This is a genomic window from Streptomyces sp. NPDC058240, from assembly GCF_042882135.1.
Lineage (GTDB): Bacteria > Actinomycetota > Actinomycetes > Streptomycetales > Streptomycetaceae > Streptomyces.
Genome location: NZ_JBHVWT010000011.1, coordinates 98,511 through 112,462 on the forward strand (window position 1 = coordinate 98,511; position 13,952 = coordinate 112,462).

A 13,952-nucleotide genomic window follows, 5' to 3' on the forward strand; every position below is an offset into this window, starting at 1 on the left:
CCGACCGGCGTATGGAATTGATCCGGAAAACGGGATCGATTCATTTATGACGCTATATCAGTGGACGCCGAGATTGCCCTGCCACCCTGTGCGCCGATGGGATGACGGTGAAGTGCGCGGATTCACTCGTTGCGGCCGGATGTCGCGCTGCCGCCGGGCGCGGAACTCGGAAGAGTGAGCATCACCGAGAAACCCGGGCCATCAGCGGCCGTTTCCAGGGCCCCGCCCATGGCCTCGGCCAAGTCTCGCGACAGCCGCACAGCCAGGCTGCCGGCCCTGGGACCCGGAGCCCGGGAGGCCTCGGGGCCCGGTTCCGGACCCCGGTCGGGCGTGCCGTCCTCCACCCGAATCCTCACGCGGCCGACCTGGACCTCGGCGGTGACGACGGGAGGCCGGTCCGACGGGCTGTGACGCAATGCATCGGCCCCCAGGGCAGTCAGAGCGCGGGTGAGGAGAGCGGCGTCGGCGATCACGTCGGGCAACTGTTCCGGCAGGCGCAGAATGATCGAGTGGCCGCCGGGCCCGAGGTCGTCCAAGGCAGCGCCCAGCATCTCGTTGAGGTCGACCGGGCGGAGGTAGAGATCGAGTGCCCCGGCGTGCAAACGACTCACATCGTCGAGATCAGTGACCAACTGCGCCGCCCGGTGCACCGCCGCGTGGGCACCGACCAACAACTGCGCCTCCTCCGGGACGGTCGCGCCGGCGCGCCGACTCCGCAGGCGCACGAGCGCTTCTTCGGCCGTGTGCAGCGGAGCACGCAGATCGCGTCCTGCCGCGAGAAGCAGGGATGCCCGGGTACGTTCGGCGTCAGCGAAGGTGTCCGTGCCATCGGAAGACCCTGCGATCCGCCCTCGCACATGTGCCAGCCCCAGTTCGGCGGCGCATGCAGCGAGGACGCGTTGGTCCCCCGTACTCAGTCCTGAGCCGCGCGCGGCCAGCGTGAGATTGTCGTCGACGGGGCTCTCCACATCCGCCTCGTAGGGCTTTTCCGGTGGCCGCTCCCCGGCGCTGGCAACCACGTACCAGCGGGGCACCGGAGATGCTTCCGGATCCCTTTCGAGCAGGCTGATCGCACTGAGACCGAAGTTCTCCCGGATCTGCTCCACCAGTGCCGTCAGATCCTGGCCACGCATCATGGCGGCGGCCAGGCGGCTCAACGCCCTCGCCTCGGATGTCGCGCGTACGGCCTGGTGCGTACGCTGAGCAGCCGTTCCCGCTGCCGTGCCGACGAGAGCGGCCGTGGCAATGAACACCACGAGCGCGGTGATCGCGTCAGGGCGCGCGATGGCCAGCGAGTGCACCGGTGCGATGAAGTAGTAGTCGGCGAGCAGTGCCGCGGCAATGGCGGCGAGCAGCGCGGGGTAGAGCCCTCCGACCAGGGCGACCACGACGACGGCGAGCAGATAGATCACCAGGTCGCTGGAGAGATCGAGGTGGCCACCCACCGCGGTCAGCAGGAGCGTCAGCACAGGCAGCAGTACCACGGCGCCGACCAGCGCAGCCCAGTACCGTCTTGGGCCCGTGCCACGGCTCGGATGCGGAAGCCTCAGCACAGCGGCCCCTGCTGCCTCTCTATGGGTGACGATGTGCACGTCAATAGGGCCGGACCCCTTGATCGTCCGCTCTCCTACCCCTGCTCTCAGGAGGGAGGCGAGGCGACCGTGCCGGCTCGCGCCCAGCACGATCTGGGTGACGTTCTCCGCCTCGGCGAACTGGAGCAAGGCATCGACAACATCCTCGCCCGTGGTCTGGTGGTAGCTACCGCCGAGCGACTCCAGAAGGGTGCGCTGGGCGTCCAGTACTGCCGGGTCGACGTCGGCGAGTCCGTCCTCCAGGACCACGTGGAGGGCCAGCAACTCGGTGCCGGGCGTACGAGCGCTGATCCGCGCGGCACGGCGGATCAGCGTCTCCCCCTCCGACCCGCCGCTCAGGGACACAAGGATGCGCTCCCGGGTCTCCCAGGGAGCGACGATGCCATGTTCCGCGCGGTAGCGCTGCAGCCCTTCCTCCACCCGGTCGGCCAGCCACAGCAGAGCGATTTCGCGCAGGGCGGTGAGGTTGCCGACCCGGAAGTAGTGGGTGAGGGCGGACTCGACGCGGTCCGGCGGATAGATGTCGCCATGGACCATGCGGCGGCGGAGCACCTCCGGTGGCAGGTCGACCAGTTCGATCTGGTCGGCCCGGCGGGCCACCTCATCGGGCAGGGTCTCCCGCTGCGTGACCCCCGTGATCTGCCGTACCACGTCGTTGAGGGACTCCAGGTGCTGGACATTGAGCGTGGTGACAACATCGATGCCGGCGTCCAGGAGTTCCTCCACGTCCTGCCACCGCTTGGCGTTGCGGGCCCCCGGAACGTTGGAGTGGGCCAGCTCGTCGACCAGCGCGACCCGGGGACGGCGGGCCAGCACCGCGTCGAGATCCATCTCGGTGAAGAGCGCACCGCGGTGGCTCAGCGTACGGCGGGCCGTCGTCTCCAGACCGTCGGCCATGGCCGCGGTCGGCCGGCGACCATGCGGCTCGACGAAGCCGACGACCACATCCGCGCCCCGTGCACGCAGCCGCTGCCCCTCGGCAAGCATGGCGTACGTCTTCCCGACCCCGGGGGCGGCCCCGAGGTAGATCCGCAACCGTCCACGTGCCACCGGCGGACTCCTGCCCAGGTCACCCCCATGTCGTGTTCGCGCCCTTCCATGGTGCGCCCGTCAAAGCCGTTCCACTCGACGACACCGGCCGGAGCGCTCAACGCCACCCTTGGGGTGTTTCGCGTCCTCGGCGGGCTGCGGTGGCGTGCAGGCCGCATCGATGGGATCCAGGGCCGGATCTCGGACAAGTGAGTGAGGACACCGGTGATGGTGACGGAGATGTCCGGCTGTTGGCAGCGCCGAGCCCGCAACGCCGGGACGACCAGCGGACCACGGGTCCAACGCCGGGTAAAGATCTTTCGCCGGCTAGGAGATCGGCGATGACGGCCACATCATCGGGAGCGGCGAGCCGGTCCGGCGAGGCGCTGTCGCCGAGGACCTTCTTGTACGGGTCGTCGTCAGCGACTCCGGTTCAGATGCCCGCGCCGCCCGTGGGCCCGGGTCCAGCGCGTTCACGGTGACCTCACTGGGGCGTTCGCACGGTTCGGGGGACGAACGCAGTGGGTGGGCGCGGACACGTTTCCCCTCGGCACGGGAAGCCCTCGGCTGCGGATCACTCCGTGCGTACGCTGATGCAGCCGTCTCCCCGATGGCCTGCACCGTTCGCTTCTCCGCACGTCAGGGCGATCGCGATGCTGGAGCGGCTGCTCTCGTTCTGGAAGGGCAAGCTGTTCGTCCTGACGCTGCTCGGCTTCGCCGCCACCGACTTTTTGATCACCATCACGCTGTCGGCGGCGGACGCCGCCACCCACCTGGTGGAGAACCCGCACCTGAACGATGCGCTGCACAACAAGCAGATGCTGATCACACTGTTGCTGGTCGCGCTGCTCGGGGCGGTGTTCCTCAAGGGCTTCCTGGAGGCCATTGGCGTCGCCGTCCGAAGGCAACCCCTTCACCAACTTCCTGCGCTTCTTCCTCTTCGGCCAGGGCGAGGTCGCCCCCGTCACTCGCGAGGTCCTCCGCGAAGCGGAACCCGACCGGGCCAGCCGCCCCCGTGTCCACGTCGGATGAGCCGGCCGCGCACCCGGGTCCAGGCCAACGCCTCTGCCTCCCCACCCGCCTCGCCCTCACCACCGGGTCAGCCCAACAGTGCGCTCAAAGAACCCGCGGTGGTGTGCTGTTCGCGGCGCATCGCGCCCCGGGCCAGATGTACCAACTCTTCTGGTGTGAGGCCGGCGAGCGTGCGGTGAAAATGCGCGATGAGGTCGTTCGCGGCCCCGGTCAGCGCTGCGTCATCGTTGGGCCGGGCGGGCAGTCCGTCGCCGTCCAGCAGGAGTGCCTCAAGAACGGCGTACAAGTGGGCGGAGCCGGCCTCGCACACCGTGAACGAGAGGTGAGCGGACGCGCTCCCCCCGGCGGCTTCGGCCACATGCGCGAACCCCCTCGGTACGTAGAGGACTTCACCCTGACGCAGAACCACGTCCAGCAGCGGATCCCCCGGGTCGCCGTCCACGCGCTCGGGCTGCCAGTTCCCGCCGGGCGGTCCCGGATACACACGCCACCGCTTCGAGCCGTGCATCTGCACCGCCAGCACGTCGGCGTCGTCGCGGTGCACAGCACGGCCCTGCGTCCCCGGCGGGGTCAGGAAGAAGAACGCCTCCACCTGGCGTTGAAAACACTCCGCAAGCCCATCGGCCAGTTCCCGCACACCTGCGTGCCACTGGTCGACGTACCGCAGAAGGAGCGTGGCTCCCTCCTCGCCGATCAGTCGGCGCACCGCCCCGGCATCCACGTAGCGGTTGTCGATCCCGCCCAGGACGACTCGGGGGGAACAGTAACGCTCCTCCGGTACCGGACCGTCCTCGTGCACGAGCGTCGCGTAAGGGGTGGTGAGGAGACCTGCATCCAGGATCCTGTCCAGCTCGGCGACCGTCAGCAGCTCCATCGGGGGTGTGCGGGGGTGCAGTACGGCGGGTGTGCGGCGCCACAGGGTGTGATGAAATGCCTGCTCGTCGCCCACAAATCGTGCAAGCGGGTCCATCGTTGCCTCTCCACGTTCCATGCCGTCGGCGTGATCAGACGGTCTGACGGTTGCTGTACGCACGCGGCCGTGCCCTGCCGATGACATCGTCCGGGGTGACTGCGTCTAGCCGCGCGCCGAGATGGTCCAGGAGTTCGGCCGCGGTGCGCAGCAGGGCGTCATCGTCCAGCGGACGGCCCGGCAGAGCCAGGCCGTCGACGATCCCCGTCAGCAGAGCGGTGCGCAGATGCTCCGCACCGGCCTCCCTCACCACCACGGTCAGATGAGCCGACGAGGAGTCGCCCACGGCCGTGGCGGTGTGCGCGAAGCCTCTCGGCACGTACAACACTTCACCGGTCTCAAGGACCGTGTCCAGCAGTGGCGCTCCCGGATTCTCCTCGCGGACCGGCGCCCAGTCTCCGTCGGCCGGACCGGCGTACACCTGCCAGTGCTTGGCACCGCTGAGCTGAATGGCCAGCAGGTCCCCGTCGTCCCGATGCACCGGACCCCGGCGGCCGGGACGACTCAGGAAGAAGAACGCCTCGACGAGCCGGCCGAGCCGCTCGGCAACATCCCTCGTGAGTTCACGCACGGGGGGATGCCATTGGTCGACGTAACGGAGCTGCAGGGTCGCCCGTTCCTCATCGATCAGTCGTCGGACCGCCGCCGCATCGACGTACCCCTGGGCAGGGCTGCCGGTGATGACGCGCGTCGGACAGAAACGCTCGTCGGCGATGCTCCCCTGTGCGGTGTACAGGCCGACGTACGGAACGCGCAGCAGCCCCGCGTCGAGGAGCGCGTCCACGTCCGAGAGTGTCAGCACCTCCAACGGCGGGTCCTGCGGCCGCAGAAGCACTGGTTCCTTCCGCCAATACGTACCCAGGAGCTGCTCCACGTTCGGTATGCAGCGTTCCAGCCAGTCCATTGTTCCGTCCCTCTCCGGGCGGACCCGCCGGTGTGAGCACCGGCGGGTCCTGGACGCGCTTGCGCGCACTCGTGTGCGCGTCGGTCAGCCGATCACATGACGTCGGGGTAGCAATCCCCGCACCCGGCCTCGATCCTCTGGTCCGAGGTCGGGGACGCGGCGGCGTCCCCGACGGACGGCACGAAGAACGCCCCTCCGGCAACAGCGAGCGCCGCCACGCTCAGTGCGGCACGCTTGGAGATCTCCGCACGCTTCGACGGCTCTGCGGCCTGGGAATACGACATGACCAACTCCCTTCCCCGGCAGCGGTTTCCACCGCGCCCGGGTGTTCACTCGACCCCGGTTCCGGGGCCGAGAAAGATCTTGCGTCGGCCTGCGTACGGAGGAGAAGCAGCACTGACGCATTCCATACGCCACTTACGGATCTCTGATGCGCCCGCTCCTCCCCAGCCGGTGTCCTGTGTTGTGAGTTGCCGGAGTCGTCGTTTGCAGCAGCGGAGGATGACGGCGAGTCCGAGAACGGCGAGTGGTTGCGGGGGTGGCGTTCGTCGTGGTGGTCGGTTCCACCGAAGTCGGTCAGCCAGGCCATGGTCCGCTCGACGACCCACCTTCAGCGCGAGTCGATCGAATGATCTTCGAGTCGATGTGGGACGTGGCTGACCCCGGCCTCGCCTGCCTCGAACAGGACGGGAGAACCGGTGGCTCGGAGCATGCTCGTTGCATAGGCACGTTGTGTGCAGTGGCATCAGGTACTCGGCTTCGTGGTCGCCGTCACACCCCTCACATTGATTCCCGGCACGAGCTTCACGCTGGTCACGCAGCAGGTGATCGCGGGATCGCGGTCCGACGGTGTGCGCGCCGCATTTGGCTCCGCGTGCGGGCTCTGCACGCAACACTCGCCGCGATCGGCTTGTCGGCCCTCGTCATGTCGTCGGCTCAGGCGTTGACGGTGGTGAAGCTCCTGGGCGGCATCTATCTGATCTGGTTGGGCGTGACCACGTGGCGTTCGACACGTCAGGGCGTCGAACCGACCGCACGGAGGCGATGGCGCTCGCCATGGGCTCGGCTCGGAGGGTTTGGCCAGGGGCTGTGGTCCAACGTCCTCAACCCGAAGGCCGCGTCGGTCCATCTCACCTTGGTACCGCAGTTCCTCACGTCGAGCCGCCCCGTCGCGCCACAGATCGCGACGCTCGCGACCGCCCATGTGGCCGTCGTGCTGGTGTGGCTGCTGTTCTGGACATCCGTGGTCGCCGCTGCGCGCGCGGCGACCGACACACCGCGATTCCGACGCGGGACGAGTCGTCTGGCGGGGGCCGTGCTGGTCGCCCTGGGAGTTCGAACGGCAACGGCGAGCTGAGCCCGCGTACCTCGGCCGTCCCGCAGCTGCTGGTCAGGGTGAAATGATCTTGACGTGGCCGGTGTGATCACGGCGTCGTAGCCGTCCTGGACAGCCCCCTTGCAGCCGGTGTTCAGGCAGTCGACGACGTTGCGGCCGGGCCGGTCCACCGCGGCGGCGACGAGGCCGTCGTAGGGGCGTTCCGTAACGGTCAGGTCCGTACCGTGCAAGTTGCCCCCCGAGGCCCTCCTCGGAGCCTGCTCCCCCACCCGTCGAAGCGGCGAGCCGCCCGGTTCGGCCAGTCGCACCAATGCCCGGGCCGCATGTGGTGGGAGTGGACGAAGAGGGCGGTTTCCGCAGGTCCTAAGCTCCTGCGCAGTCGAGCAGGGAGGGATGCCGTGCAGAAGCTGGACGGGTCGGAGCAGCTGAACAAGCTAAAGGAGGTCGGTGCCTGGTTGCGCCGCCGGTTGCCGGATCTGCTCGTCGAGAGCCAGGTGCCCGGGGCAGCCGTGGCGGTCCAAGCCGGTGATGAATGGGTCGAATCCGCGTCCGGTGTGCTGAGCACGGCCACAGGGGTCGACGCCACGGTGGACTCTCTCTTCCAGATCGGGTCGATCACCAAGGTGATGACCGCAACGCTGGTCATGCAGTTGGCCGACGAGGGACGACTGGATCTGGACGCTCCCGTACGGGCCGTCCTGCCGGAGTTCCGGATCGCCGACGAGGAAGCGGCGCAAGGGATCACCACGCGGCATCTGCTGAGTCACGTCGCGGGTTTCGAGGGAGACATCTTCACCGACACCGGCAAGGGTGACGACTGCCTGGAAAAGTACCTGGGCGTCCTGCGGGAGGTGCCGCAGCTCTTCGAGCCGGGCGCGATGTTCTCGTACAACAACGCCGGGTACTGCGTGCTCGGGCGGATCGTCGAGGTGCTGCGCGAGGAGCCGTTCGACGTCTGCGCCCGGCGGCACCTGTTCACTCCGCTGGGCATGAGTCACACCGCGAGTGACCCCTACGAGGCGATCGTCCACCGCACGGCGGTGGGTCACGTCGAGAAGGTGCCGGGGGCGCCGCTCGAACCGACGCCGGTGTGGGCCCTGGCACGCTCGAACGCACCGGCCGGATCGATGCTGGCGATGCCCGCGCGCGATCTGCTGGCCTTCGCCCGGATGCACCTCGCCGGAGGCCGGGGCCCCGACGGGGTGACCGTGCTCGGCCCGGAGACCGTCCGGGCGATGCAACGGCCGCAGGTCACTCTGCCCGACATCGACCAGGGCGCCGCCTGGGGGCTCGGCTGGGAGCTCTTCGACCTGTCGGGCGCCGCGGTCATCGGACACGACGGGAACACCATCGGTCAGTCGGCGTTCCTGCGCCTGGTGCCGGAGCGGGATGTCGCGGTGGCGATCGTCACCAACGGCGGCCTGTCACGGCGCGTCTACACGGAGATCGCGGGCCGGGTCCTCGGTGAACTCGCCGGGGTCGGTCTGCCCGCCTCGCCGGTGCCGGACCTGGGCGCTCCCGTCGCGGAGACGTCCCGGTACGTCGGTACGTACACGTCCAGCACCGCCGAGACCACGGTGAGCCGGGACACCGCCGGGCGGCTGTGGCTGGAGCGCACTCCCCGGGGAGCCATCGCCGAACTGGACGAGGCGCCGTACCGCACGGAGCTGGTCGGCAGGCGCGGTGACACCTTGATCCCGGTCGAGCCGGAGCGCGGGGTCCACGCGCCGCTCGCCTTCCTCGGTGACGACGGGCAGGGACACGCGCTGTATCTGCACACCGGCCGGGCCGAGCGGCGGGCACAGCGATGAACGAGCTGCACCGACGTGCGATCGTGGCGGACCTGCACAACGACCTGCTGTGTGCGGTGGTCGCCCGGCCCGTGGACCACTGGGCGGAGTTCTTCCGGGAGCGCTGGCTGCCGCAATTGCGGGCCGGCGGGGTGAACCTTCAGGCGCTGCCGGTGTTCGTCGAGGATCCGTACCGGCCGGAGGGCGCGCTTCGCCGCACGCTGCGCATGATCGAGGCGGCGCACCGCCTCGCGGCCGGCAACGCCGATGCCGTCACGCTGTGCACGGACGGCGCCCAGGTCGACCGGACGCTGGCCGAGGGCCGGATCGCCCTGGTGCTGGCACTGGAGAGCGCACCCGGCGTGGGCGAGGACGTGGAGCTGCTGGAGACCCTGTTCCGGCTGGGGGTCAGGATCGCGTCCCTGGCCCACTTCGGTCGCACCTCCCTGGCCGACGGCAGCGGAGAGGACGCGACGGGCGGCCGGCTGACCCGCTCCGGGGTCGCGGCGCTGGCCGAGATGGAGCGCCTCGGCATGCTCTACGACATCAGCCATCTCGGCGCGTCCGGGGTCGAGCACGTCCTGGAGCTGTCCTCGCGGCCGGTGATCGCCACGCACTCCGGCGCACGGGCGCTCTTCGACCACCACCGCAACCTTGACGACGAGCAGATCCGGGGCGTCGCCGCGGGCGGCGGAGTGGTGTGCGTGAACTTCTTCGCTCCGTACCTGCACGAGAGCGACTACTCGATCGGCCGGCTGATCGACCACATCGAGCACATGGCCGGGGTGGCCGGCGTCGAGCACGTCGGGCTGGGTCCCGACTTCATCAAGGAAGTACTCGCCGACACCACGCCCCCGTGCTGCGAGCGGGCCTTCGTCGAGGGAGTGCCGGCCGACGCCTATCTGCCCGGGCTCGAGGGCCCGGCCGGGCTGCCGCTGGTCACCGATGCGCTGCAACAGCGGGGGTGGCCGGAGCGCGACATCGTCGCGGTCCTGGGGGAGAACGTACGGCGCCTGCTGCGGAACGAACTGGGCCGGCCCGCGTCCGCCGGCTGAGCGCCGTGCGCGGCAGGAGATTCCCTTCGTGCGATCGGAACGACGCACACCTGAATGTTCAGTGAACCCGACGAACGACGACTGAAGTACGTGTCTCAAAATCGTCGGATGGTCGAGGAGATGGAGAGCCATATCGTGCGCGCGAGCGATGGTTTTGAGAACGCACGTGAGCCCGCGGACGGCAGCCGAGTGCTGACGATCCGCGATCTGTCGGTCGAGATCCGCCGGGGCGACCGGATCGTCCACCCGGTCTCGGGCGTCAGTCTGGCGCTCGATCGCGGGGAGACCCTGGGGATCGTCGGGGAGACCGGATCCGGCAAGTCCATGACCGGCCTGGCCGTGATGGGCATGCTGCCGGCCGGTGGCCGGGTGACCGGCGGCTCGATCGACTTCGGCGGTACGGAGCTCGTCGGACTCCCCGCGGAGCGGTACCGGGCACTGCGCGGCAACGACATCGCGATGGTGTTCCAGGATTCGATGACGGCCTTGAACCCCACCCGCCGCATCGGCGAACAGGTCGCCGAACCGGTGCGGTTGCACCAGGGCGCGTCGAAGCAGGCCGCGCACGCACGTGCCGCGGAGCTGCTCGACCTGGTCGGGATACCGAAGCCCCTCGAACGGTTGGACGACCATCCGCACCAGCTCTCGGGCGGCATGCGGCAACGCGTGATGATCGCGATGGCCCTGGCGTGCGAGCCGCAGGTCGTCATCGCGGACGAGCCGACCACCGCGCTCGACGTCTCCATCCAGGCGGAGATCCTCGATCTCCTGGACGACCTCAGGTCCCGGCTGGGCATGTCGATGATCCTCATCACCCACGACATGGGAGTGATCGCCCGGCACGCCGACCGGGTGGGCGTGATGTACGCCGGGCGCGTGGCCGAGACCGGGCCGACACCAGCTCTTTTCAGCCATACCCGGCACCGCTACACCCATGCGCTGCTGTCCTCGATCCCCTCGCTCACCCAGGACCGGCGCGAGCAGCTCTTCAGCATTCCCGGCACACCGCCGGATCTGGCCGCCTCCCCCGCGGGCTGTCCTTTCGCGCCGCGCTGCGCGGCCGCGACGGACCGCTGCCACGAGGAGCGGCCGCCGCTCTCGGTGGAGGAGGACGGGCACACCCACGCGTGCTGGCACCCGGTCGCCACGGCAGCAGTCCGCACCGGCTCAGGGGCATCGGCCGTCGCGCGGCCCGCCGTCTCCCCCGGGGCCCCTGCCGCACGCGAGACGACGCCGCGGCTGCGGATCGTCGATCTCAGGCTTGAGTACCCGGTGGGCGGACGGAGCCTCCTCGGGCGGCGCCGCACTGTCAAGGCGGTCTCCGGAGTGAGCTTCGACGTGGCGCCCGGTGAGACGTTCGGCCTGGTCGGGGAGTCAGGGTGCGGCAAGTCCTCGCTGGGCCGCATGCTCGTGGCCCTGAACCGGCCGTCGTCGGGCGAGGTGATCTTCGACGGCGCGTCGGTGACCGGCATGAGTGCCCGCGAACTCGCGCCGCGCCGGTCCCAGTTGCAGATGATGTTCCAGGACTCGAACTCCTCTCTCGACCCCCGCATGCGCATCGGCGCGATCCTGCGCGAGCCCCTCGCGATCCAGGGCATCGGCACGCGCGCCGCCCGGACCGCCCGGGCCCGCGAGCTCCTCGGGGACGTGGGGCTGCCGTCGGGCGTCCTGGAGCGCTACCCCCACGAACTCTCCGGGGGACAGCGCCAACGGGTGGGGCTGGCCCGCGCGCTGGCCCTGGACCCGAAGGTGCTGGTCGCCGACGAGCCGGTCAGCGCGCTGGACGTCTCCATCCGTTCCCAGATCCTCAATCTGATGCTCCGCGTCCAACGTGAACGCGAACTGAGCAGTGTCGTGATCTCCCACGATCTCGCGGTCGTGCGGTACCTGGCCGACCGCGTCGGAGTCATGTACCTGGGCAAGTTGATGGAGACCGGCACCACCGAGGAGGTGTACGGGTCCACCGCGCACCCGTACACCGCGGGGCTGCTCGCGGCGGTTCCCGAGGCGGACCCCGCCGCGCCGCGCCCCCGCTCGGGCACGCGCGTGCGCGGCGAACTGCCCAGTCCTATCGATCCGCCCAGCGGCTGCAGGTTCCGCACCCGATGTCCACTGGCGACCGAGGTGTGCGCGACGACGGAGCCCGCCCTCACGACCCTCACCGGCACGCACAAGGTCGCCTGCCACCACCCCCTGCGCTCGCCGGCCGCACAGCCCGAGGAGCTCTCCGCACCATGAACCGTCACTCACCACTCCCCTGCACATCAGGGACCCCACGGATCTCCCTGAGAGGAGATGGTCACGCATGAGCTGGTACGTGGTCCGACGGCTGGCGATCTCCTTCGTCGTCCTGCTGGGCATCTCCGCGATGGTGTTCTTCCTGCTGCACGTGGTCTCGGACGACCCGGGCCGCGTGGTCCTGGGACAGCGCGCATCCCCCCAGGCCGTGGCCGACTTCAACCGGGAGCACGGGTTCGACCGGCCGCTCGTCGTGCAGTACCTCAGCTATCTGGGCCAGCTCGCCCACGGTGACCTGGGCAGGTCCTACAAGCTCAACGAGAACGTGGGGGCGGTACTGCAGCAGAACGCCGGCCGCAGCGCGATGCTGTCGCTCGCCGGCCTGGTCCTGGCGCTGCTGATCGCCGTCCCGCTCGGCATCCTCCAGGCGGTCCGCCGCAACAGTCTCGTCGACCGCGCCACCACGGCGGCCTCCTACGTGCTCTACGCGACTCCGTCGTTCCTGCTGGGCCTGATCCTGATCGCCGTGTTCAGCCAGTCCCTGTCGTTCTTCCCTGCCGAGGCGTCCCAGTCGCACTCCGCGTGGGTGGTCCTCACCGATCCCCGCGCCATGGCCCTGCCCGTCATCACGCTCGCTATCACCAGCGTCGCGATCTTCTCCCAGTACCAGCGCTCGTCGGCTCTCGACCAGCTCGGCCAGGACTACATCCGGGTCGCCCGGGCCAAAGGGCTCCCGGAGCGGAGCGTCCTGACGCGCCACCTGCTGCGCAACGCCTGTCTGCCGCTGATCACGCTGGTCGGCACGCTCATCCCCAGCCTCCTGGCAGGCAACCTGATCGTCGAGTCGCTCTTCAACTACCCCGGCCTCGGCCTGCTGTTCCTCAACAGCCTGCAGCACGAGGACTACCCGGTGCTCCTCGCCTACACCCTGATCGGCGGCGTCCTCACGGTGGCCGGCAACTTCGTCGCCGACATCGCGGTCGCCGCCGCCGACAGCCGAATCGAGTTGAACAAATGACCTCACGACACCCGGACACAGCGGGGGCCCTGGAGGCGGGCGCCACGGCGCCGTCAGCAGCCGACCCGGTCGAACCGACCGACGTGCGCGAGCGGTTCACTCCGAAGCCGGTGCTGCGCGCACTGCGGCACCACCCGCTGGGCCTCGCCGGCGGACTGCTTCTGCTACTCGTCGTCGGGTTCTGTTTCCTCGGCCCCCTGCTCTACCAGACCAACCAGACCGACGTGGATCTGGTGAACGCGGCTCTGCCGCCCAGCACCGAGCATCCGCTCGGGACGGACCTCAACGGGTTCGACGTGCTCGGCCGCCTCATGGCGGGCGGCAGGGTGTCCTTGCAGATCGGGCTGCTCGCCGCGCTGTTCGCCACCACGATCGGTACGGTCTACGGCGCCGTCGCCGGACTCGCCGGCGGGATCGTCGACGGGTTCCTGATGCGGGTGGTCGACACCCTGCTGTCGGTCCCCTTCCTCTTCTTCGTCCTGATCCTCTCGGTGCGCTTCCATGCGAACGCCGTGTCGCTGAGCCTGGTCATCGGCGGGTTCTCCTGGCTGGTCTCCGCCCGGCTCGTCCGCGGCGAGGTCCTGACCCTGCGGGTACGGGAGTTCGTGCTGGCGGCCCGGGTGATGGGGGCCTCCCGCCCACGGCTGATCCTCACCCACCTGATTCCGAACGCGCTCAGCGTGATCATCGTCGTCATCACCTTCCAGGTAGCCGACGCGATCCTCGTCGTCGCCGCTCTGGGCTTCCTGGGCTTCGGCCTGACATACCCGACCGCGGACTGGGGCAGCCAGCTCGCCAACGGCGCGACGTTCATCTCCGCCGACTACTGGTGGCTGGTGTATCCCGTCGGCATCTGCGTCATCGTCACGGTGCTGGGGCTCAACCTGCTGGCGGACGCGTTCCGCGACGCGGTCGGTCACCGGGCCGGCTGAGGCCGCTCGCCACAACCGTCGCCCCTTTCACCCCCTTCCACCACACCTCGCAGGGA

General features: G+C 69.4%; 11 protein-coding genes and 1 pseudogene. 8 read left to right on the plus strand and 4 right to left on the minus strand.

The genetic code is table 11. The annotated features are described in order from the left end of the window. Nucleotides 1–122 precede the first annotated feature (122 nt). Nucleotides 123–2,642, minus strand: a complete 2,520-nt coding sequence (locus ACFVX4_RS19985; protein ID WP_389978863.1) for a DUF4118 domain-containing protein — start codon at nucleotides 2,640–2,642, stop codon at nucleotides 123–125. A 608-nt stretch (nucleotides 2,643–3,250) separates the two neighbouring features. Between ACFVX4_RS19985 and ACFVX4_RS19990 the strand changes: the two are divergent. Continuing rightward, nucleotides 3,251–3,520, plus strand: a pseudogene (locus ACFVX4_RS19990) (amino acid transporter); the annotation flags it as partial. Next, the gene (locus tag ACFVX4_RS19995) at nucleotides 3,507–3,653 is read left to right on the plus strand and encodes a hypothetical protein (RefSeq protein WP_389979146.1); all 147 of its coding nucleotides are present in this window, start codon (nucleotides 3,507–3,509) and stop codon (nucleotides 3,651–3,653) included. The pseudogene ACFVX4_RS19990 and the gene ACFVX4_RS19995, both read left to right, overlap by 14 nt. 67 nt (nucleotides 3,654–3,720) lie before the next feature. Here the strand turns inward: ACFVX4_RS19995 and ACFVX4_RS20000 are convergent, their stop codons facing one another. From ACFVX4_RS20000 to ACFVX4_RS20010, 3 genes are all read right to left on the minus strand, one after another. After that, nucleotides 3,721–4,623 carry a JmjC domain-containing protein gene (locus ACFVX4_RS20000; RefSeq protein WP_389978866.1) on the minus strand — a complete coding sequence of 301 codons (903 nt, stop codon included), beginning with the start codon at nucleotides 4,621–4,623 and terminating at the stop codon, nucleotides 3,721–3,723. 34 nt (nucleotides 4,624–4,657) lie between these two features. Then, nucleotides 4,658–5,527, minus strand: a complete 870-nt coding sequence (locus ACFVX4_RS20005; RefSeq protein ID WP_389978869.1) for a JmjC domain-containing protein — start codon at nucleotides 5,525–5,527, stop codon at nucleotides 4,658–4,660. Between the two features lie 92 nt (nucleotides 5,528–5,619). Further along, complete coding sequence (locus tag ACFVX4_RS20010) at nucleotides 5,620–5,811, minus strand: hypothetical protein (RefSeq protein WP_389978872.1); 192 nt, start codon at nucleotides 5,809–5,811, stop codon at nucleotides 5,620–5,622. 590 nt (nucleotides 5,812–6,401) lie between these two features. On the opposite strand from ACFVX4_RS20010, the gene ACFVX4_RS20015 reads away from it, so the two are divergent. The 6 genes from ACFVX4_RS20015 to ACFVX4_RS20040 all read left to right on the plus strand — a co-directional run bounded on the left by ACFVX4_RS20015 (nucleotide 6,402) and on the right by ACFVX4_RS20040 (nucleotide 13,896). Next, on the plus strand, nucleotides 6,402–6,884 hold the full coding sequence (locus ACFVX4_RS20015) for a LysE family translocator (protein ID WP_389978875.1): 483 nt from the start codon (nucleotides 6,402–6,404) through the stop codon (nucleotides 6,882–6,884). A 377-nt stretch (nucleotides 6,885–7,261) separates the two neighbouring features. Continuing rightward, nucleotides 7,262–8,674 (plus strand): serine hydrolase domain-containing protein, encoded by a 1,413-nt coding sequence (locus ACFVX4_RS20020; RefSeq protein ID WP_389978878.1) that lies wholly within the window; start codon nucleotides 7,262–7,264, stop codon nucleotides 8,672–8,674. Continuing rightward, the gene (locus ACFVX4_RS20025; protein WP_389978881.1) at nucleotides 8,671–9,708 is read left to right on the plus strand and encodes a dipeptidase; all 1,038 of its coding nucleotides are present in this window, start codon (nucleotides 8,671–8,673) and stop codon (nucleotides 9,706–9,708) included. Before ACFVX4_RS20020 ends, ACFVX4_RS20025 begins: the two co-directional genes overlap by 4 nt. A gap of 108 nt (nucleotides 9,709–9,816) precedes the next feature. Further along, complete coding sequence (locus ACFVX4_RS20030; RefSeq protein ID WP_389978884.1) at nucleotides 9,817–11,946, plus strand: dipeptide ABC transporter ATP-binding protein; 2,130 nt, start codon at nucleotides 9,817–9,819, stop codon at nucleotides 11,944–11,946. A 67-nt stretch (nucleotides 11,947–12,013) separates the two neighbouring features. Beyond that, a complete protein-coding gene (locus tag ACFVX4_RS20035) occupies nucleotides 12,014–12,964 on the plus strand; it encodes an ABC transporter permease (RefSeq protein WP_389978887.1) in 951 nt (316 codons plus the stop codon). Next, nucleotides 12,961–13,896 carry an ABC transporter permease gene (locus ACFVX4_RS20040; RefSeq protein ID WP_389978890.1) on the plus strand — a complete coding sequence of 312 codons (936 nt, stop codon included), beginning with the start codon at nucleotides 12,961–12,963 and terminating at the stop codon, nucleotides 13,894–13,896. The genes ACFVX4_RS20035 and ACFVX4_RS20040 overlap by 4 nt, the downstream gene beginning before the upstream one ends. Nucleotides 13,897–13,952: the final 56 nt, after the last annotated feature.

What these genes read in the sequence shown, in the direction of transcription:
- ACFVX4_RS20000 (WP_389978866.1), bottom strand. Translation starts at nt 4,623, where the DNA reads ATGGACCCGCTTGCACGATTTGTGGGCGACGAGCAGGCATTTCATCAC.
- ACFVX4_RS20005 (WP_389978869.1), bottom strand. Translation starts at nt 5,527, where the DNA reads ATGGACTGGCTGGAACGCTGCATACCGAACGTGGAGCAGCTCCTGGGT.
- ACFVX4_RS20040 (WP_389978890.1), top strand. Translation starts at nt 12,961, where the DNA reads ATGACCTCACGACACCCGGACACAGCGGGGGCCCTGGAGGCGGGCGCC.
- ACFVX4_RS20025 (WP_389978881.1), top strand. Translation starts at nt 8,671, where the DNA reads ATGAACGAGCTGCACCGACGTGCGATCGTGGCGGACCTGCACAACGAC.
- ACFVX4_RS20010 (WP_389978872.1), bottom strand. Translation starts at nt 5,811, where the DNA reads ATGTCGTATTCCCAGGCCGCAGAGCCGTCGAAGCGTGCGGAGATCTCC.
- ACFVX4_RS20030 (WP_389978884.1), top strand. Translation starts at nt 9,817, where the DNA reads ATGGTCGAGGAGATGGAGAGCCATATCGTGCGCGCGAGCGATGGTTTT.
- ACFVX4_RS20035 (WP_389978887.1), top strand. Translation starts at nt 12,014, where the DNA reads ATGAGCTGGTACGTGGTCCGACGGCTGGCGATCTCCTTCGTCGTCCTG.